The 22,354-nt window shown below is 70.0% G+C and carries 3 protein-coding genes; all 3 read left to right on the top strand.

Features of this window, described 5'->3' with window-relative positions; genetic code table 11:
* Positions 1-689: phosphopantetheine-binding protein (locus tag G4D86_RS35520; protein WP_205519984.1), on the top strand; the 689-nt coding region annotated here is incomplete at its 5' end.
* A gap of 13 nt (positions 690-702) precedes the next feature.
* Positions 703-2,076 (top strand): cytochrome P450, encoded by a 1,374-nt coding sequence (locus G4D86_RS35515; protein WP_163998552.1) that lies wholly within the window; start codon positions 703-705, stop codon positions 2,074-2,076.
* 34 nt (positions 2,077-2,110) lie between these two features.
* Positions 2,111-22,171 (top strand): non-ribosomal peptide synthase/polyketide synthase, encoded by a 20,061-nt coding sequence (locus G4D86_RS35510; RefSeq protein ID WP_163998551.1) that lies wholly within the window; start codon positions 2,111-2,113, stop codon positions 22,169-22,171.
* Positions 22,172-22,354: the final 183 nt, after the last annotated feature.

Genomic DNA, 22,354 nt, shown 5'->3' with positions numbered 1-22,354 from the left:
TCGACTACCTCGGCCGCATCGACTTCCAGGTGAAGCTGCGCGGCTTCCGCATCGAGCTGGGCGAAATCGAAGCCGTGCTCTCCTCCCACGCTTCCGTGCGCGAGGCCGTGGTGACGCTGCGCGAGGAAAGGCTGGTGGCCTACGTCGTCACCGAGGAGGGCCAGTCCCTCGACGCGCTCTCACTGCGCTCCTTCCTCCAGCAGCGGCTGCCCGACTTCATGCTGCCCTCGGCGTTCGTTGCCCTGGAGACCCTGCCCCTCAACTCCAGCGGCAAGCTCGACAGGAAGGCCCTGCCCTCGCCGGACGAAGCGGTCGCGGCCACTTCCGAGTACGTCGCTCCTCGCAACGAGACGGAGCAGCGACTGGCCTCCCTGTGGAGCGAGCTGCTGCAGGTCGAGCAGGTGGGCATCCACGACAACTTCTTCACCCTGGGCGGCCACTCGCTGCTGGCGACCCAGGCCGTCACCCGCATCCAGTCCGCCTTCAACGTGAAGCTCTCCCTGCAGGACTTCTTCGAAGCGCCCACCGTGGCCGACTTCGCCCTCAACATCCTGCGCCTCACCGCGCAGGGGGACCTGGCGGAGCTCGAATCGATGATGAACCAGCTGGACCAGCTGGAGGACGCGGAGGTGCAGAAGCTGCTCGCCGCCGAATCCCCCTCCGCGGACGAAACGGACCCGCAGGAGTGAGGACCCCATCGCCATGACCACGCCAAGGAAATCCGCTCTTCCTCCCGGGCCCCGGCGCAACTGGCTGCCGCGGTTCGGCGCCGCGCGGGTGAATGACCCGCTGGAGAACCTCGTCCGGGAACAGCAGCAGCACGGCGACATCGTCTACTTCGACATGCACCACGGCCCGACCTGGCTGCTGTCGCACCCGGACCATGCGCAGCGCGTGCTGGCGGACAACGTCGGCAACTACCTGTCCATGATGGGCGACGGGCCGCACCCGCTGCTGGGCCGGGGCCTGTTCGCCAGCAGCGGCGACTTCTGGCGCCGCCAGCGGCGCATGGTGCAGCCAGCCTTCCATCGCCCGCGGCTGGCCCGGATGGTGGAAGGGATGGTGCGCGACACGCAACAGCTCGCCGAGCGCTGGGCCCCGCGGACCGCCACCGGTGCGCCGCTGGAGCTGATGGGCGAGCTGCGCCGGCTGGTCATCACCATGCTCGGCCACTCCATCTTCTCGGAGGACGTGCACGAGAGCCGCGCTTCGCTGCGCGAGGGCATGGACTACCTGGGGAACATGTACCACGGCTCCCGCGCCCCGCTGCTGGATGCGGTGAGGCGGCTGCTGGGCATGCATGACTCCCGGATGAAGCCCTTCATGAAGGCCATCGGGCAGCTCGATACGGACATCTACCGGTTGATTGCCGAGCGCCGTCAGTCCTCCGCCGGCAGGGACGACATCCTGACGATGTTGATGGAGGCTCGGGACACGCAGGGCGTGGCCATGACGGACACCGAGCTGCGCGACGAGCTGGTGAACCTCTTCATCGGCGGGTACGAGTCCACGGCCGTCGCGCTCACGTGGATTCTGTACGAGGTGGCGCGAAACCCCGAGGCGGAGCAGCGCACGCGCGACGAGCTGGCCGCCGTGCTGGGCGGACAACCGCTCACGGCCGAGAGCCTCCAGTCCCTCCGCTACACACGGGCGCTGGTGGAAGAGACGCTCCGCATCCACCCTCCCGCGTGGCACTTCATGCGCCGGGCAATGAACGCGGATGAGCTCGGGGGCTACAGCGTGGCCCCGGACACCAAGATGGTCATCTGCCCCTACCTCCTGCACCGGCATCCCGCCTTCTGGACGGAGCCCGAGCGATTCCTCCCCGAGCGCTTCCTTCCCGAACAGAAGGAGGCCCGGCACCGCTTCGCGTACATGCCCTTCGGCGCGGGCCAGCGGCTGTGCGTCGGCAACGGCTACACCGTGACGCTCCTGACGGTGGCGCTGGCCACGCTGCTTCAGCGCTGCCAGTGGCGCCTGGTGCCAGAACACCCGGTCATCGCCGTGGCCGCCACCACGCGCCGCCCTCGTCACGGTGTGCTCGCCACACTGCACGCTGCTCCCCAGGCTGCTTGAGCACCCGACTCCTCTTCCTTCGAAGCCCCCATCCATGAGCGACATTCTCAAGCGTCTGGCCAGCCTCTCCCCTGAAAAGCGCGACCTGCTGCTCAAGCAGCTCCAAGCCAAGGGAGCCCGCTCACCTCAGCCCTCCGCCAGCCCGCCCCTCGAAGCCCGGCCGCGGGGAGACGCCCCCCTGCCCCTGTCCTTCGCCCAGCAGCGGCTGTGGTTCCTCGAACAGCTCGAACCGGGGACGGCGCGCTACAACGTGCCGGTGGCCGTGCGACTGCGGGGGGCACTCGACACGTCGGTGCTCGAGCGCGTCTTCAACGAGCTGCTCCACCGCCACGAGCCCCTGCGCACGACGTTCCAGCTCACGGCGGACACCTCGGCCCAGGTCATCGCCCGCACGGCGGGGTTGAGGCTGGCGGTGGTGGACCTGACGGTGCTGCCCACGGCGCGGCGCGAGGAGGAGGCCCGGCGCCTGACCAACGCCGAGGCGCAGCGTCCCTTCGACCTGGAGCGCGGTCCGCTGCTGCGAGCCACGCTGCTGAAGCTCGAAGCGCAGGAGCACGTGCTGCTGCTGACGATGCACCACATCGTCTCCGATGGCTGGTCCATGGGCGTGCTGGTGCGCGAGGTCGGCATGCTCTACGCGGCGTTCTCCGAGGGCCAGCCCTCGCCGCTGCCCGAGCTGTCGGTGCAGTACGCCGACTACGCGGTGTGGCAGCGCGAGTGGCTCCAGGGCAAGGAGCTGGAGCGCCACCTGACCTTCTGGAAGGAGCAGCTCACGGGAGTCTCGCCCGCGCTGGAGCTGCCCACTGACAGGCCGAGGCCTCCGGAGCAGACCTTCCACGGCGCGGTGCTGCCCGTGAAGCTCTCGCGGGAGCTGAGCGAGTCCCTCAAGACCGTGTGCCAGCGGGAGGGCGTCACCCCCTTCATGCTCCTGCTGTCCGCGTTCCAGGTGTTGCTGCACCGCTACTCGGGCCAGGAGTCCTTCTGCATCGGCGCCCCCATGGCCGGCCGAGACCAGGCCCAGCTCGAGGGCCTCATCGGCTTCTTCGCCAACACGCTGGCGCTGCGCACCCGGCTGGAGGGCAGCCCCACCTTCCGGGAGCTGCTGCAGCGCGTGAAGGAGAGCACCGTTCGCGCCTTCGCCCACCAGCACCTGCCGTTCGAGAAGCTGGTGGAGGCGCTCCAGCCCGAGCGCGATTTGAGCCGCGCGCCCCTGGTCCAGGTGCTGTTCGCCTTCCAGAACACGCCCGCGTCCGAGCTGAGTGCGTCGGGGCTGTCGCTGAGCCCCTTCGACGTGGAGACGAGTGTCTCCAAGTTCGAGCTGGAGCTCGCCCTCGGAGAGACGCCGGAAGGGCTGCAAGGCAGCTTCACGTACAACACGGACCTGTTCGACGCCGCCACCATCTCCCGCCTCGCCGAGCACCTGCGCGTGCTGCTGGAGGGCGCGGTGGCCTCGCCGGACTCGCGCATCGGCGAGCTGTCACTGCTCACCGCTTCCGAGCGCCAGCAGGTGCTCGTGAAGTGGAACGACACCCGCGCGCCCCTGGCCGTGGACACCTGCATCCACCACCTCTTCGAAGCCCAGGTGCAGCGCACGCCGGATGCGCCTGCCATTGGCTTCGAGGGCCAGTGGCTCACCTACTGCGAGCTGGAAGAGCGCTCCAACCAACTGGCGCACCACCTGCGCTCCCTGGGCGTCGGTCCCGAGGTGCGCGTCGGCCTGTGCGCGGAGCGCTCGCTCGAATTGGTCGTCGGCCTCTTCGCCATCCTCAAGGCCGGGGGCGCCTACGTGCCCCTCGACCCTTCGTACCCCCGCGAGCGTCTGGCGTGGATGCTGGAGGACGCACGTCCTGCCGTGCTCCTCGCGCAGCCTTCGCTGCTGTCTCGCCTCCCGGAGACGCAAGGGACCGCCGTGGTGTCTCTGGGTGACGAAGCGCTGCTCGGCTTCCCCACGCACGCGCCCTCACCGCTGGCCACCCCGGACAGCCTCGCCTACGTCATCTTCACCTCGGGCTCCACCGGCCGCCCCAAGGGCGCCATGAATGCCCACCGCGCCGTCGTCAACCGCCTCCTCTGGATGCAGCAGGCCTATGGCCTGACGTCCGCGGACTCGGTGCTGCAAAAGACGCCCTACAGCTTCGACGTTTCCGTCTGGGAGTTCTTCTGGCCCCTCATGGTCGGCGCGCGCCTCGTCATCGCCCGCCCTGGGGGCCACCAGGAGCCCGACTACCTCGCTCGCCTCATCGCTGAGGAGCGTGTCACCACCACGCACTTCGTCCCTTCCATGCTCCAGCACTTCCTGGAGCAGCCGGACCTGGAGCAATGCACGAGCCTGCGTCGCGTGATGTGCAGTGGTGAAGCACTCTCCCTGGAGCTGACACAGCGCTGCCTGCAGCGACTGCCGTCCGCCCATCTGCACAACCTCTACGGCCCCACCGAGGCCGCCGTCGACGTCACCGCCTTCCACTGCCTGCCCCAGCAGGGCCGCCGCTCCATTCCCATCGGCCGGCCCATCGCCAACACCTCCATTCGCATTCTCGACTCGCACCTGCGGCCCGTTCCCACGGGCGTGCCCGGCGAGCTCTTCATCGGCGGCATCCAGGTGGGCCGTGGCTACCTTGCCCGTCCCGAGCTCACCGCGGAGCGCTTCATCCCCGACCCCTTCAGCGACACGCCCGGCGCGCGCCTCTACCGCACCGGTGACAAAGCCCGCTGGCTGGCCGACGGCAATATCGAGTACCTCGGCCGCCTCGACTTCCAGGTGAAGGTGCGCGGCCTTCGCATCGAGCTGGGTGAAATCGAAGCCACCTTGGAGAAGCACCCCCAGGTGCGACAGGCCGTGGTGGTGGTGCGTGACGGTTCACGCCTCGTGGCCTACGTGGTGCCGCCCAGGGGTGAGCAGGCGCCTTCCACCGCGGACGTGCGCGACTTCCTCAAGCAGAAGCTGCCCGAGTACATGGTCCCCTCGGCCTTCGTCGTCCTGGAGGCCCTGCCCCTCAACTCCAGTGGAAAGCTCGACAGGAAGGCCCTGCCCGCGCCGGACCTCTCCCGCTCCGAGCTGAAGCCCGCCTACGTCGCGCCTCGCAACGACGTGGAGCAGCGCCTGGCTGACATCTGGGCGCTCGTCCTGGGCCTGAAGCAGGTCGGCATCCACGACAACTTCTTCGAGTTGGGCGGCGACTCCATCATCAGCCTCCAGGTCGTCGCGCGTGCGCGCCGGGCTGGCCTGACGCTCGCTACGCGCCAGCTCTTCCAACACCAGACGGTGGCGCAGCTGGCCCTCGTGGTGAAGTCCGCCTCCACGGCTCCGAGCGAGCAGGGCCCCATCATGGGCCCCGTCCCGCTCACACCCGCCCAGCAGCAACTGTTGGCGCACGACGCCGCGCACGCCCATCACTTCAACCAGGCCGTGCTCCTGGCCTCGCGCGAGCCGTTGGACGCCTCTCGCCTGGAGAGGGCCCTCGCACAGGTGGTCGCCCACCACGATGCCCTTCGCCTGCGCTTGCGCCAGCACGAGGGCGCCTGGCTGCAGGAGAACGCCAACCCCGACGAGGCACCCGTCCTCCTGCTCCAGGTGGACCTCTCCGCCTCGCCCGCCGCGGACCAGCCGAAGGCGCTCGAAGCCGAGGCCTCGCGCCTGCAGGCCAGCTTCGTCCTCTCCCAACCGCCGTTGCTGCGCGCCGCGCTGTTCCACCTCGGCAACGGCCAGCAGCGCCTGCTGCTCATCGCCCATCACCTCGTCATCGACGGCGTCTCCTGGCGGGTGTTGATGGAGGACCTCGAGTCCGCCTATCTCCAGGCGGCGCTCCCGCCCAAGAGCACTTCGTTCCAGGCTTGGGCGCGGCGTCTGCAGGCCCATGCCCACTCCGAGGCCCTACTCGCAGAGGCGCCCCTCTGGTTGGACACAGCCCGTGCGCAGGTGGCTCCGCTGCCCACCGACGCCTCCGGCTCCAACACCTACGCCTCCGTGCGCTCCGTCGCCGTCGCCCTCGACGCCGAGGAGACGAAGCTGCTGCTCCAGGAGGTGCCCTCCTCCTGGCGCGCTCACATCAACGACGTGCTGCTCACCGCCCTGGCCAGGGCTGTCTCCGAGTGGACGGGCCAGTCCGGGGTGCTCGTCAACCTGGAAGGCCACGGCCGCGAGGAGCTCTTCGACAACGTGGACCTGTCGCGCACCGTGGGATGGTTCACGTCCTTCCCCCCCGTGCTGCTGCCCGTGCCCGCTAGTGGCTCGGAGGGCGAGTGCCTGCGCTCGGTGCGCGACTCGCTGCGCCGTCTGCCGCACCGAGGCATCGGCTTCGGCGTGCTCCAGTGGCTCGGACCGACGGACATCGCCCAGCGGCTCCAGGCCTTGCCGGCGCCGCAGGTGGCCTTCAACTACCTCGGCCAGCTCGACGCCACGGCCGCCGCCAGCCGCCTCTTCTCCCTGGCCTCCGAGTCCTCCGGCTTCGCCCAGTCGCCCGAAGGCGCGCGGCCGCACGTGCTGGATGTCACCGGCTCCGTGCTCGGTGGGCAGCTCCAGCTCTCCTTCAGCTACAGCACCCGCCTGCACCATGCGGCCACCATCGAGTCGCTGGCGGGACGCTTCCTGCACCACCTGCGCGCGCTCATCACCCTACGCACGTCCGAGGACGCCCGCCGCTTCTCCCCGGGCGACTTCCCGCTCGCAACGCTCTCGCGGCCGTCGCTCGACACCGTGCTGCGGCAGGCCGGCTCCGACGTCGAGGACGTCTACCCGCTCTCCCCCACGCAGCAGGGCATGCTCTTCCACTCCCTGCTGTCCCCCGAGTCCTCCACCTACTTTCAGCAGCTCTCCTGGACGGTCACCTCCGCGCTGGATGTGCCCTCCTTCCTGCGTGCCTGGAAGGCCTGTCTCCAGCGGCACACCATCCTGCGCTCCTCCTTCCACTGGGAGGGACTCGACAGGCCGCTTCAAGTGGTGCACGCGCAGGTGGAGTTGCCCTTCGAGCTACTCGACTGGAGCGACCTGGCCGCGGAAGCGCAGCGGGAGCGCATGGAGCAGCACCTCCTCCAGGACCGGCAGCGTGGGTTCGACCTGCGCCGTGCGCCCCTGGTTCGACTCACGGCCGTGCGCCTGACGGAGAGCTCCGTGCGCTTCGTCTGGAGTCACCATCACCTGCTGGTGGATGGCTGGAGCCTCGGCCTGCTCATCAGCGAGGTCTTCTCGCTCTACGAGGCCTTCCGCTCCGGCGTCACGCCCCAGCCCGCGCCGAAGGCACCCTTCCGTGACTACATCGCCTGGCTGCAGCGCCGCGATGCGTCCGCCGATGAGGCCTTCTGGCGGGCCTATCTGGACGCGTTCTCCGCGCCCACGCCCCTGCCCGCGGACACCCAGGCCGCACCGCCACGGGGCCAGGAGTCCGAGCACCTCACGCACGAACTGGGCCTCTCCGCCGAGACCACGGCGGCGCTGCAGGCCTTCGCCCGCCAGCACCAGCTCACGCTGCACACGCTGGCCCTGGCCTCCTGGGGCCTCGTGCTCTCCCACTACGCCGGCGAGCAGGACGTCATCTTCGGCAACACCGTCGCCGGCCGTCCTCCCGAGCTTCCGGGCTCCGACACCCTCGTGGGCATCTTCATCAACTCGCTGCCCACGCGGGTCCGGCTCCCTTCGGGCACTGCGCCCCTGCGGCCCTGGCTCCAGTCACTCCAGGCCCAGCAGCTCGAGCTACGCCAGCACGAGCACTCTCCACTCGTCCAGATTCAGTCCTTCAGCCAGGTGCCGCGTGGCGCGGCGCTCTTCGAGTCCCTGCTGGTCTTCGAGAACTACCCCGTCGATGCCTCGATGTCGGGTTCGGCGTCCTCGCTCCAGGTGAAGGACGTCCATGGCTATGAGCGCACCAACTATCCGCTCACCCTCTCCGTCCTTCCCGGACAAGCGCTGCGGCTGAGGGCCTCGCATGACGCGCCCCGCTTCGAGCCTGCTTCCATGCGGCGGCTCCTCGAGCACTGGCGAAATGTCCTGCGCTCCCTGACCTCGGCCTCCCGGCCGGGGGATGTCTCGCTGCTCACCGAGGCCGAGCGGCAGCAAGTGCTCGTGGAGTGGAACGACACCCGCGCGCCGCTGGCCGTGGACACGTGCATCCACCACCTCTTCGCGACCCAGGTGCAGCGCACGCCGGACGCGCCCGCCCTTGGCTTCGAGGGCTCCTGGCTCACCTTCCAGGAGCTGGACACACGCGCCAATCAACTGGCGCACCACCTGCGCTCCCTGGGCGTCGGTCCCGAGGTGCGCGTCGGCCTGTGCGCGGAGCGCTCTCTCGAATTGGTCGTCGGCCTCTTCGCCATCCTCAAGGCCGGCGGTGCCTACGTGCCCCTCGACCCTTCGTACCCCCGCGAGCGTCTGGCGTGGATGTTGGAGGACGCACGCCCTGCCGTGCTCCTCGCGCAGCCTTCGCTGCTGTCCCGCCTCCCGGAGACTCAGGGGGCCGCCGTGGTGTCGCTGGGTGACGAAGCGCTGCGGGGTCTCCCCACGCACGCACCCGTCTCGCTGGCCACTCCGGACACGCTCGCCTACGTCATCTTCACCTCGGGCTCCACCGGCCGCCCCAAGGGCGTCATGGTCGAACACCGCTCGGTGCTCAACCTCCACCGCGCCTTGCGGCAGACCGTCTACGCCCACCTGCCGCCGGGTTCGCGCGTCACCCTGAATGCGCCGCTGGCCTTCGATGCGTCCGTCCAACAGCTCGTCCAGCTGTTGGATGGCCACTGCCTCGTCATCGTCCCGGAGGACCTCCGCAGGGACCCGCGTGCCCTGGTTGGCTGGCTGGCCCTGCACCGGGTCCAGGCGCTCGACTGCACGCCTTCGTTGCTCCGGCTGCTCCTGGAGGAAGGCTTGCTGGAGGGAGCCCATGTGCCGCAGCTGCTGGTGCCCGGCGGCGAGGCCATCGACGAGGCCACCTGGGAGCAGCTCGCGGCTTCCGAGCGAAGCCGCACCTTCAACGTCTACGGCCCCACCGAGGCCACCGTCGATGCCACCACCTGCCAGGTGCGTCCTGGCACCCACCCCACCATTGGCGGGCCGCTCTCCAACGTCCACGCCTACGTCCTCGACTCGCACCTGCAGCCGGTGCCCATCGGCGTGCCCGGCGAGCTCTTCATCGGCGGCATCGGCCTGGCTCGCGGCTACCTCAGCCGCCCGGAGCTCACCGCCGAGCGCTTCATTCCCCACCCCTTCGCCTCCGCTCCCGGTGAGCGCCTCTACCGCACTGGCGACAAGGTCCGCTGGCTCGACAACGGCCAGCTCGACTACCTCGGCCGCATCGACTTCCAGGTGAAGCTGCGCGGCTTCCGCATCGAGCTGGGCGAAATCGAGTCCGTGCTCTCCTCCCTCCCTTCCGTGCGCGAGGCAGTAGTCACCCTGCGCGAGGACACTCCGGGCCTCAACCGTCTGGTGGCCTACCTCGTGCCGGCCGCGGAAGCGCACCCTCCCGACGCCAACGCCCTGCGTGAGGCCCTCAACCAGAAGCTGCCCGAGTTCATGGTGCCCTCCGCCTTCGTCGTCCTGGCGGCCCTCCCCCTCAACTCCAGCGGCAAGCTCGACAGGAAGGCCCTGCCTGCTCCGGATGGGACGCTCGCGGCCCGCGCCGAGTGGGTCGCTCCTCGCAGCGAGACGGAGCAGCGCCTCGCCATCCTCTGGAGCGAGGTGCTGCGCGTCCAACGCGTGGGCCTCCACGACAGCTTCTTCGAGCTGGGCGGGCACTCCCTGCTCGCCACCCAGGTCATTTCGCGCATTCGCGTCACCTTCGGCGTGGACCTGCCCATCAGAGCGCTCTTCGAGACACCCACCCTCGAAGCACTCTCCGCCTCCATCGACGCCCTCGCGCGTGAGGAGCACGGGCCGAAGCTGCCGCCCCTCCAGCCCATCGCGAGGACAGGAGCGCTACCGCTGTCCTTCGCGCAGCAGCGCCTGTGGTTCCTCGACCAGCTCGTGCCCGACAGCGCGCTGTACAACATGCCGACGCCGCTGCGCCTCGAAGGCACGCTGGACACCGCCGCCCTGGAGCGCAGCCTCACCGAGCTCGTGCGCCGTCACGAAGTGCTGCGCACCTCCTTCCCCGAGGAAGCCGGCCAACCCATCCAGGTCATCGCCCCGCCCGCGCCGCTTCCGCTGGAGCGCGTGGACCTCAGTGCCCTGCCCGCCAACGTGCGCGAGGCCGAGGCACGCCGGCTCATCGAAGCCGAGTGCCGCAAGCCCTTCTCGCTCGCGCAAGGCCCCCTGCTGCGCGCCTTGCTATTGAAGTTGGCGGATACCGAGCACGTCCTGCTGCTCGACCTGCACCACATCGTCTCCGACGGTTGGTCCATGGGCGTGCTGGCTCGCGAGGTAGTCGCCCTCTACGAAGCCTTCTCGCAAGGCCGGCCCTCGCCCCTGCCCGAGCTGCCCGTGCAGTACGCCGACTTCGCTGCATGGCAGCGCCAGTGGCTCCAGGGTGAGACGCTCGAAGCGCAGTTCTCCTACTGGCGCCAGCACCTCGCTGGTGCGCCCCAGGTGCTGGAGCTGCCCACCGACAAGCCCCGTCCGGCCACGCAGTCCTATCGCGGTGCCACCCTCTCACGACTCATGCCCGTGGCGCTCTCACAGGCGCTCAGTGCGCTGTGCCAGCGTGAGGGCGTCACCTCCTTCATGGCCCTGCTGGCTGGCTTCCAGTCCCTGCTGTCCCGCTACTCCGGACAGACGGACGTCGTCGTGGGCACCGACATCGCCGGCCGCACCCACGCCGACACCGAGGGCCTCATCGGCTTCTTCATCAACCAGCTCGTCATGCGCGGCGACCTCTCCGGAGACCCCACCTTCCGCGAGCTACTGGGCCGCACGCGCAAAGCGACGCTGGGCGCCTACGCCCACCAGGACGTCCCCTTCGAAGAGCTGGTGCGCGTCCTCAACCCCGAGCGCAGCCTTGCCCACGCTCCCATCTTCCAGGTGAAGCTCGTCCTGCAGAACACCCCGACCATCGAGCTGCGCGTGCCGGGGCTCACCTTCCGCGGCGCGGAGAGTGGCACGGGCGCCGCCAAGTTCGACCTCACGCTCGCCATCAACGAGACGCCCGAGGGCCTGGCTGTTCTCTGCGACTACAGCACCGACCTGTACGAAGCGCAGTCCATGGCCCGGATGCTGGAGCACCTCCAGGTGCTGCTGGAGGCGGCCGTCGCCCATCCCGACACGCACCTGTCCGCCCTGCCCCTGCTCACCAGGGCCGAGCAGCGCCGCGTGTTGGTGGACTGGAACATCACGGACGCGGAGCTCCCGGACACGTGCGCCCACCACCTCTTCGAGGCCCAGGTCCAACGCACGCCGGATGCCCTGGCCCTGCAGATGGGCGACACCTCCTTCACCTACCGCCAGCTCGAGGAGCGCGCCAACCAGCTCGCCTGGCACCTGCGCTCCTTCGGCGTCGGCCCCGAGGTGCTCGTCGGCCTGTGCCTGGAACGCTCACCGGAGCTGGTCATCTCCATGCTCGCCATCCTCAAGGCCGGTGGCGCCTGGCTCCCCCTCGACCCCTCCTACCCCACCGAGCGGCTCGCCTTCATGCTCCGCGATGCGCGTCCGCCCGTCCTGCTCACCCAGGAGAAGCTCGCTGACGAGCTGCCCGTGCAGAACGAGCTGCTCGTCCTCATCGACTCGGACCGGGACTCCATTGCACGCCAGCCCACGCATGCCCCCGACGTGCGCGTGCTGCCCGATAACCTCGCCTACGTCATCTACACCTCCGGCTCCACCGGCCGTCCCAAGGGCACCCTCCTGCGCCACCGCGGCCTGTGCAACACCGCCCGGGAGACCGTTGCCTTCATGGACCTGGGGCCCGGCCGCCGCCTGCTCCAGTTCTTCTCGTTCGCTTTCGACGCCTCCGTCTCCGAGGTCTTCCCCGCCCTGCTCTCCGGTGCATGCCTCGTGCTCGCGTCCCGTGACGAGCTCATGCCCGGCGAGCCCCTGCTCGAGCTCATCGCCCGTCAGTCCATCACCACCCTCAAGCTGACGCCCTCCGTGCTCGCGCAGCTGGAGCCGCAGCGGCTGCAGGGCGTGCGCACGCTCATCACCGCCGGTGAGGCGTGCACCCCTGAGCTGGTAGCGCGCTTCCAGCCGGGCCGCCGCTTCGTCAATGCCTACGGCCCCACCGAGGCCACCGTCTGCGCCACCGTCAACACCGACGTGGACGCCCAGCGCGTTTCCATCGGTCGGCCGTTCCACAACGTGCGCGCGTACGTACTGGACGCCTCGCTGCAGCCGGTGCCCATCGGCGTGCCCGGCGAGCTCTTCATCGGCGGCATCGGTCTGGCTCGCGGCTACCTCGGCCGCCCGGAGCTCACCGCCGAGCGCTTCATTCCCCATCCCTTTGCCTCCGCTCCCGGCGAGCGCCTCTACCGCACTGGCGACAAGGTCCGCTGGCTCGACAATGGCCAGCTCGACTACCTCGGCCGCATCGACTTGCAAGTGAAGCTGCGCGGCTTCCGCATCGAGCTGGGTGAAATCGAAGCCGTGCTCTCCTCCCTCCCTTCCGTCCGCGAGGCCGTCGTCACCCTGCGCGAGGACACTCCGGGCCTCAAGCGTCTGGTGGCCTACCTCGTGCCGGCCGCGGAAGCGCACCCTCCCGACTCCAGCGCCCTGCGCGAGGCCCTCAACCAGAAGCTGCCCGAGTTCATGGTGCCCTCCGCTTTTGTCGCACTGGAGGCCCTCCCCCTCAACTCCAGCGGCAAGCTCGACAGGAAGGCCCTGCCCGCTCCGGAGGCCGCCCGCTCCGACCTGAAGCCCGCCTACGTCGCGCCTCGCGACGACGTGGAGCAGCGCCTGTGTGACATCTGGGCCCTCGTCCTCGGCGTGAAGCAGGTGAGCATCCACGACAACTTCTTTGAGCTGGGTGGCGACTCCATCATCAGCCTCCAGATTGTCGCGCGTGCGCGCCGGGCTGGCCTCGTGCTCGCCACGCGGCAGCTCTTCCAGCACCAGACGGTGGCGCAGCTCGCCCTCGTGGCGAAGTCCGCCTCCGAACCGATTGGAGAGCAGGGCCTCGTCACCGGGCCGGTACCGCTCACGCCCATCCAGCACCACCTGCTGGTGCACGACGCGGCGCATGCCCACCACTACAACCAGACCGTGCTCCTGGCCTCGCGCGTGACGCTGGAGCCCGCCCCCCTGCGCAGGGCACTCGCTCACCTGTTGGCTCACCACGATGCCCTTCGCCTGTGCTTCCGACAGGACGGCGACGCGTGGCAGCAGGAGAACGCGAGCCCCGACGAGGCGGCCTTCCCGTTGCTCCAGGTGGACCTCTCCGCCACGCCCGCCGCCGACCAGCCCACCGCGCTCGAAGCCGAGGCCTCACGCCTGCAGGCCAGCCACGTCCTCTCCCAGCCTCCGCTGCTGCGCGCCGCCCTCTTCCACCTCGGCAACGGCCAGCAGCGCCTGCTGCTCGCCGTCCACCACCTCGTCGTCGACACGGTCTCCTGGCGCGTGCTGGTGGAAGACATCGAGTCCGCCTACCAGCAGCTCCAGCAGGGCCCGCACGCCTCGCTGCCGGCGAAGACGACCTCGTTCCAATCCTGGGCACGGCGCCTGGAGACGCATGCCCACTCCGAGGCGCTGCTGGCCGAAGCGCCGCTCTGGTTGGAGGAAGCCCGCGCGCAGGTGGCCCCGCTGCCCACCGATGCCTCCGGCTCCAACACCTACGCCTCCGAGCGCTCCGTCGCCGTCGCCCTCGAGGCCGAGGAGACGAAGCTGCTGCTCCAGGAGGTGCCCTCCGCCTGGCGCGCCCAAATCAACGACGTGCTGCTCACCGCCCTGGCCCAGACCGTCTCCGAATGGACGGGCCAGTCAGGTGTGCTCGTCGACCTGGAGGGCCACGGCCGCGAGGAGCTCTTCGACGACGTGGATGTCTCGCGCACCGTGGGCTGGTTCACCTCGTTGACCCCCGTCCTGCTCCCCGTGCCCTCGGGCGGTACCACCGGTGAGTGCCTGCGCTCCGTGCGCGACTCGCTGCGCCGCCTGCCCCACCACGGCATCGGCTTCGGCCTGCTGAAGTGGCTCGGCCCCACCGAGGTGACGCGGCGGCTCCAGGCCCTGCCCGTGGCGCAGCTCGCCTTCAACTACCTCGGCCAGTTCGATGCCGCGGCTTCCTCCAGCCGCCTCTTCTCACTCGCCTCCGAGTCCCCCGGTCCCACGGTGTCTCCCTCGGGCACGCGCCTGCATGCACTGGAGCTCAACGGCTCGGTCTTCCAGGGCCGCCTGCGGTTCTCCTTCGGCTACAGCGCGAACCTGCACCACGCGGCCACCATCGAATCGCTGGCGGGGCGCTTCCTGCACCACCTGCGCGCGCTCATCGCCCTGCGCACGTCCGAGGACGCCCGCCGCTTCTCTCCGGGTGACTTCCCGCTCGCAACGCTCTCGCGGCCGTCGCTCGACACCGTGCTGCGGCAGGCCGGCCCCGACGTCGAGGACATCTACCCGCTCTCTCCCACGCAGCAGGGCATTCTCTTCCACTCCCTGCTGTCTCCCGAGTCCTCCACCTACTTCGAGCAGATCTCCTGGACGGTCACCTCCACACTGGACCTGCCGGCCTTCCTGCGCGCCTGGAAGGCGTGCCTCCAGCGCCACACCATCCTGCGCTCCTCCTTCCACTGGGAGGGGCTCGACACACCGCTCCAGGTGGTCCACTCCCACGTGGAGTTGCCCTTCGAGCAGCTCGACTGGAGTGAGCTGTCCCTCCACGAGGAGAAGGGCCGCTTCGAGCAGTTCCTCCTCGAGGACAAGAAGCGAGGCATCGAGCTGCGCCACGCGCCCCTGGTGCGCCTGACGGCCATCCGCCTGGCGGATGACTCCGTGCGCTTCCTCTGGAGCCACCATCACCTGCTCGTGGATGGCTGGAGCCTCGGCCTGCTCATCAGCGAGGTCTTCTCGCTCTACGAGGCCTTCCGCTCCGGCGCCACGCCCCAGCCCGCGCCCAGGGCGCCCTTCCGCGACTACATCGCCTGGTTGCAGCGCCGCGACGCCTCCGCCAACGCGGCCTTCTGGCGGACCTACCTGGAGGGCTTCTCCTCTCCCACGCCGCTCCCGGTGGACACCCACGCCGCACCGCCGCGGGGCCAGCCGTCCACGCATCCGACGCTCGGAGTGGTCCTCTGCGCCGAGGCCACGGCGGCGCTGCAAGCCTTCGCCCGCCAGCACCAGCTCACGCTGAACACGCTGGCCATGGCCTCGTGGGGCCTCGTCCTGTCGCAGTACTCGGGTGAGCAGGACGTCGTCTTCGGCAACACCGTCGCGGGCCGGCCTCCGGAGCTTCCGGGCTCCGACACCCTCGTGGGCCTGTTCATCAACACCCTGCCCACGCGCGTCCGCCTGCCCTCGCCCTCCGCGTCCCTGGTGCCGTGGCTCCAGTCGCTCCAGGCCCAGCAGCTCGAGCTGCGCCAGTACGAGTACTCCCCGCTCGTCCAGGTCCAATCCTTCAGCCAGGTGCCTCGCGGCGCTGCGCTCTTCGACTCGCTGCTCGTCTTCGAGAACTACCCGCTCGACGCGTCCCTGTCGGGTTCGACGTCCTCGCTCCAGGTGAAGGATGTCCTGGGCTTCGAGCACACCAACTACCCGCTCACCCTCTCCGTGCTCCCCGGACCGTCGCTGCGCCTGCGGGCCGTCTACGACTCGCCCCGCTTCGAAGCCGCGTCCATGCAGCGGCTCCTCGAGCATTGGCGCACGGCCCTGCTCTCGCTGGCCTCCGCGTCCCGCCTGGGTGACGTCTCCCTGCTGTCCGAGGGTGAGCGCCACCAGGTGCTCGTGGAGTGGAACGACACGCGGAAGGACTTCCCGGCCGACGCCTGCATCCACCACCTCTTCGAGCAGCAGGTGGCCCTGCGTCCCGACGCCATCGCCGTCGAGTTCGGCGACGCGAGGCTCACCTACCGGGAGCTGGACGCGCGCGCCAACCAGCTCGCGCACCTGCTGCGCTCTCACGGCGTCGGCCCCGACACGCTCGTCGCCCTGTGCCTGGAGCGCTCGCTGGAGCTCATCGTCTCGCTGCTGGCCATCCTCAAGGCGGGTGGTGGCTACCTCCCGCTGGACGCGTCCTATCCCGCCCAGCGCCTGGCCTTCATGCTCGAGGATGCGCCGCCCCGCCTCCTCGTCACCTCGCGGGCCCTGCGCTCGCAGCTCTCCGTTCCCGAGCACCTCACGTCCCTCTTCATCGAGGAGTTGAGCCTCGAAGGGCTGCCCACGTCCGTTCCGGCCTCCGGCGTCTCCTCGCGCAATCTCGCCTACGTCGACTTCACCTCGGGCACCACCGGCCGGCCCAAGGGCGTTGCCATCGAGCACCGCTCCGTGCAGCGGCTCTTCCACGGCATCGACTACGCCCACCTCGGCCCCGAGGAGACCTTCCTTCTCATCGCTCCCGTCTCCTTCGACGCCTCCACGCTGGAGCTCTGGGGCCCGCTCCTCTTCGGCGGTCGCCTCGTCGTCTTCCCGCCCCAGTCCCCCAGCGACCTGGAGCTGCTCTCCCAGGTCGTGACACGCCACCGCGTCACCACGCTGCACCTCACCGCGGGGCTCTTCGCCCAGGTCGTCGAGCACAAGCCCGACTGCCTGCGAGGTCTGCACCAGCTCCTCACCGGTGGCGACGTCGTCTCCGCGCCGCAGGTCCGCCGCGTGCTGGAGACGCTCGGCATCGCAGTCACCGCCTGCTACGGCCCCACCGAGAGCACCCTCTTCACCTCCTGCTTCCGCATGACGCGGCCCGAGCAGGTCGGCTCCGCCGTTCCCATCGGCACGCCCATCGCCAACACCCGGGTCTACCTGCTGGACGCATCGTTCCAGCCCGTTCCTCCAGGCGTTCCGGGTGAGCTCTTCATCGGCGGCGAGGGCCTGGCTCGCGGCTACCTCGCCCGTCCGGAGCTCACCGCCGAGCGCTTCCTCCCCGACGCCTTCTCGTCGTCTCCCGGCGCCCGCCTCTACCGCACCGGCGACGTCGCGCGCTGGCGCCCCGATGGCGTGCTGGAGTTCCTCGGCCGTCTCGACAGCCAGGTGAAGGTGCGTGGCTACCGCATCGAGCTCGCCGAGGTGGAGGCCGCGCTCCTGGCGCACCCCGCCGTGCGCGAGGCCATTGCCGTCGTGCGCGAGGACGTGCCCGGCGACAAGCGACTGGTGGCCTACGTGGTGTCACCTTCGCCGGATCAGCCGCTCTCCGCCGCCGCCCTGCGCGACTTCCTCCAGCAGCGTCTGCCCGAGTTCATGCTGCCCTCGGCCTTCGTCGCCCTGGAGGCCCTGCCCCTCACCGGCAACGGGAAGGTGGACCGGAAGGCCCTGCCCGTGCCCGATGGGGCGCTCGCGTCCTCCTTCGAGTACATCGCGCCTCGGAACGAGACGGAGCAGCGACTCGCCGCCCTCTGGTGCGAGGTGCTGCGCGTCGAGCGCGTGGGCCTCCACGACAGCTTCTTCGAGCTGGGCGGCCACTCGCTGCTGGCCACGCGAATCGTCTCTCGCCTCCGCGCTGTCTTCGGCGTGGAGCTGCCCCTGCGCACGCTCTTCGAGGCCCCCACCCTCGAAGCCCTCGCCAGGGCCGTGGAGACCGCCGCCCGCTCGGCACATGGGCTTGCACTGCCGCCGCTGCGGACCGTTGAAAGGGCAGGCGCGCTGCCGCTGTCCTTCGCGCAGCAGCGCCTGTGGTTCCTCGATCAGCTCGTGCCCGACAGCGCGCTGTACAACATGCCCGCGCCGCTGCGCCTGGAAGGCACGCTGGACACCGCTGCCCTGGAGCGCAGCCTGTCGGAGTTGGTGCGTCGCCACGAAGTGCTGCGCACCTCCTTCCCCGCCGAAGCCGGCCAGCCGCTTCAGGTCATCGCCCCGCCCGCGCCGCTGCCGCTGGAGCGCGTGGACCTGAGCGCCCTGCCCACCGACGCGCGCGAGGCCGAGGCACGCCGGCTCATCGAAGCCGAGTGCCGCAAGCCCTTCTCGCTCGCCCGCGGCCCCATGCTGCGTGCCCTGCTGCTGAAGCTCGATGGGCAGCAGCATGTGCTGCTGCTCAACATGCACCACATCGCCTCGGATGGCTGGTCCATGAGCGTGCTCGCGCGTGAAGTGGCGGTGCTCTACGAGGCCTTCTCGCAGGGCCAGCCCTCGCCCCTGCCCGAGCTGCCCGTGCAGTACGCCGACTTCGCCGCCTGGCAGCGCCAGTGGCTCCAGGGCGAGGCACTGGAGGCCCAGCTCTCGTACTGGCGCCAACACCTCGCCGGTGCGCCCCAGGTATTGGAGCTGCCCACCGACAGGCCCCGTCCCGCCACGCAGTCCTATCGTGGCGCCAATGCCGCGTATCTCATGCCCGCTTCTCTGGCCCAGGCACTCGGTGCGCTCTGCCAGCGTGAAGGCGTCACCTCCTTCATGGCCCTGCTGGCAGGCTTCCAGTCCCTGCTCTCGCGCTACTCCGGCCAGACGGACGTCGTCGTCGGCACCGACATCGCTGGCCGTACGCATGCGGACACCGAGGGCCTCATCGGCTTCTTCGTCAACCAGCTCGTCATGCGCGGCGACCTCTCTGGAGACCCCTCCTTCCGCGAGCTGCTGGGCCGCACGCGCCAGGCGACGCTGGGCGCCTACGCCCACCAGGACGTGCCCTTCGAGGAGCTCGTGCGCGTGCTCAACCCCGAGCGAAACCTCGCCCACGCGCCCATCTTCCAGGTGAAGCTCGTCCTGCAGAATGCACCCGCCGCGGAGCTGCGCGTGCCCGGGCTCACCTTCCGCGGCGCGGAGAACGACACCGGCTCCTCCAAGTTCGACCTCACCCTCTCCATCCAGGAAGGCCCTGAGGGCCTGGCCTGCATGGCCAACTACAGCACCGACCTCTTCCAGGCCGACACCATGGCCCGGATGCTGGAGCACCTGCAGGTGCTGCTGGAGGCGGCTGTCGCCCACCCCGACACGCACCTGTCCTCCCTGCCCCTGCTTACCGAGGCTGAGCGGCGCCGTGTGTTGTTGGACTGGAACGACACGGACGCGGAGGTCCAGGACACGAGCGCTCACGCCCTCATCGAGGCGCAGGCGCGCAGCACGCCGGACGCCCCGGCCGTGCGCATGGGGGAGCAGTCCCTGACGTACCGTCAGCTCGATGAGCGCGCCAACCAACTGGCCTGGCACCTGCGCTCGCTGGGTGTTGGCCCCGAAGTCCTCGTCGGCCTGTGCCTGGAGCGCTCGCTGGAGCTCGTCGTCTCCATTCTCGCCGTCCTCAAGGCCGGCGGTGCCTGGCTCCCGCTCGACCCTTCCTACCCCACCGAGCGGCTCGCCTTCATGTTGCGCGATGCCCGTCCTCCCGTCCTCCTCACCCAGGAGAAGCTCGCCGACGAGCTGCCCGTGCAGAGCGAGTTGCTCGTCCAGCTCGACTCCGAGTGGGATTCGCTCATCTCCCGCCAGCCCACGCATGCCCCCGATGTGCGCGTGCTGCCCGACAACCTCGCCTACGTCATCTACACCTCCGGCTCCACCGGCCGCCCCAAGGGCACCCTCCTGCGCCACCGCGGCCTGTGCAACACCGCTCGCAGCACCATCCACTCCATGCACTTGCGGCCCGGCGGCCGCGTCCTCCAGTTCGCCTCCATCGGCTTCGACGCCTCCGTCTGGGAAACGCTCCCCACCCTGATGGCCGGCGCAGAGCTGCACCTGGCCTCTCGTGACGAGCTGATGCCCGGCGCTCCGCTGCACCAACTCCTCCGCCAGCGCGCCATCACCGCCGCCACTCTCACCCCCTCCGTTCTCGCCCAGCTCGAGCCCCTGGGCCTCGAAGCCCTTCAGACGCTCACCTCCGCCGGTGAGGCGTGCACTCCGGAGCTCGTCGCCCGCTGGCAGCCCGGTCGGCGCTTCATCAACGCCTACGGCCCCACCGAGACCACCATCTGCGCCACCCTCGACGCCGAGGTGGACGCAGGGCGCATCACCATCGGCCGGCCTTTCGACAACGTGCGCGCGTACGTGCTGGACGCTTCATTGCGGCCGGTGCCCGTGGGCGTGCCGGGAGAGCTCTTCATCGGCGGTGCGGGCCTGGCTCGCGGCTACCTCGGCCGCCCGGAGCTCACCGCAGAGCGCTTCATCCCCCACCCCTTCTCCTCCACTCCCGGCGAGCGCCTCTACCGCACCGGCGACAAGGTCCGCTGGCTGCCCGACGGCGCCCTCGAGTACCTCGGCCGCATCGACTTCCAGGTGAAGCTGCGCGGCTTCCGCATCGAGCTGGGTGAAATCGAGTCCGTGCTCGCCTCCCACCCCTCCATGCGCGAGGCCGTGGTGGTGCTCCGTGATGATGGAAGTGGCGGCAAGCTGGTGGCCTACGTGGTTCCCTCCGAGGGAGACACGGCCGACACGGGCGCCCTGCGGACGTTCGCCGGAGAAAAGCTTCCCGAGTACATGGTGCCCTCGGCCTTCGTCGTCCTCCCGGCGCTCCCCCTCACCTCCAGTGGCAAGGTGGACCGGGTGGCCCTGCCGGCACCCACGCTCGAAGAGCGCCGCGGGAAGAAGCGCTACACCCCGCCGAGCACGCCTACCGAAACGCTGCTCACCCAGCTCTGGGCGCAGGTCCTGGGCCTGGAGCAGGTGGGCATCCACGACAACTTCTTCGAGCTGGGCGGTGACTCGCTGATGTGCGTGCGACTGGTGGCCATGGCCGCCCGCGCGGGCCTCACGTTCCAGGTGCAGCAGATGTTCCAGCACCAGACGGTGGCGGACCTGGCTCCCGTGGTGAGCACCGCCGCTCCGGTGCTGGCTCCGGACAACTCGACAGATGCGCCCCGCATCGACGAGACGCTCCCACTGCTGCCGCACCATCAGTGGCTCGTGGAGACGTTCGACCTGGAGACCGAGCCCTGGGCCAGCACCATGGTCTGGGATGTGCCCGGGGAGACCCGCGTGGAGCTTCTCCGGGCCAGCCTGGCGATGCTCGCCGAACAGCATGACGTCATCCGCATGCGCCTGCGGCGCACGCCCGAGGGATGGACGGCGTGGATGCTGGCCTCGGCGGGCGAGCCCCTCGTCGATGAGCATGACTTCACCGGGCGCCCTCCCGAGGCCCAGCGCGAGGCCCTGCTGACAACGGGCCGCCAGCTCCAGGACCGCTTGAGCATCTCCCGCGGGCCGGCGCTGGCGCTGGCGCTGTGCCGCTTCGGCGGTGCCGGGCCCGACAAGCTCATCCTCAGCATCCACCACACCCTCTACGACGGGTATTCGCTGCCCCTGTTGATGGAGGACCTGCAGTCCACATACCTGCGACTCGCCACCGGGCAGCCGCCGTCGCCCCTGGCTGCGGGCAGCTCCTACCGTCACTACATGCGGACCGTAGCGGCCCATGGCCGCTCCGAGGACCTGATGAAGGAGGCCCGCGCCTTCTGGCTCGACGCGCACCGCCTGCAGCCGGGCGCGAGGCTGCCGGTGGACCTGGCGGGCGGCAGGCACACGGACCGCAACTCGCGGCGCCTCTCCATGACCTGCCCGCCGGAGCTCGTGAGCCGCCTGGCCGACACCGTCCATGGACACAAGGACGTGTCCCTCAATGACCTGCTGCTCTTCGGCCTGGCGCGGGCCTGGGCCCGCTGGACGGGAGACGGTGCGCTGCGGCTGGACGTGGAGCACAACGGCCGGGCGGGGGTGGTGCCGGGGGTGGACCTGGCGCGCACCCTCGGGGCCACCACGCTCAAGTTCCCGATGCTCCTGGAGGCGAAGGCCTCGGAGGAGGCCCGGTCCTCCTTCGCCTCGCTCAAGCGCACCGTGCGCGACACCGTGGCGCATGCGCTGGACTACGGCCTGCTCCGCTACGGCCCTGACGAAACCGTGCGGCAGCGGCTGGCCGCACTGGGAGCGCCGCAAGTCTTCTTCAACAACCGCGGAGCGACGTTGAGCTCCCAGCCACCGAAGTCCGCCATGCCCGGTGGCGTCGAGTCCCTCGCCTTCCCCAACCTCGAGGGCCGCGAGTACACCGTCTCCTACGACTTGATGATCGAGTGCGACGGCGCCGGCCCGGCGCTGCAGGTCACCTGGGTGTACAGCGGTGCCATCCACCGCGAGGAGACCATCCGCGCGTTGGCCGAGGACTTCTACAGCCAGCTCGCCGCACTCGTTGACGCCGCCTGAGCCTTCCCCCAGCCCCAGCCCGGGAGCTCCTGCCAGGCTGACTCCGCGCCTGGAAGGGGGCCCCAGCATGGGCCCGCCCTCCCCCGTGCCCGGAGGGCGGGCGGCCGGGCCCGGTGGCCCCCGAGGGGCCTGGAGCGGGACGCACGCCGTACGGGAAGGCCTGGCCCCTCTCTCCGGAGGGAT

Origin of the sequence: Pyxidicoccus caerfyrddinensis (assembly GCF_010894405.1) — a bacterium.
Lineage (GTDB): Bacteria > Myxococcota > Myxococcia > Myxococcales > Myxococcaceae > Myxococcus > Myxococcus caerfyrddinensis.
Note: the sequence above shows the minus strand (reverse complement) of the source record. Positions and strands in the feature narration are given on the sequence as shown.

Coding starts and splice junctions, on each gene's coding strand:
- G4D86_RS35515 (WP_163998552.1), top strand. CDS start 703: ATGACCACGCCAAGGAAATCCGCTCTTCCTCCCGGGCCCCGGCGCAAC.
- G4D86_RS35510 (WP_163998551.1), top strand. CDS start 2,111: ATGAGCGACATTCTCAAGCGTCTGGCCAGCCTCTCCCCTGAAAAGCGC.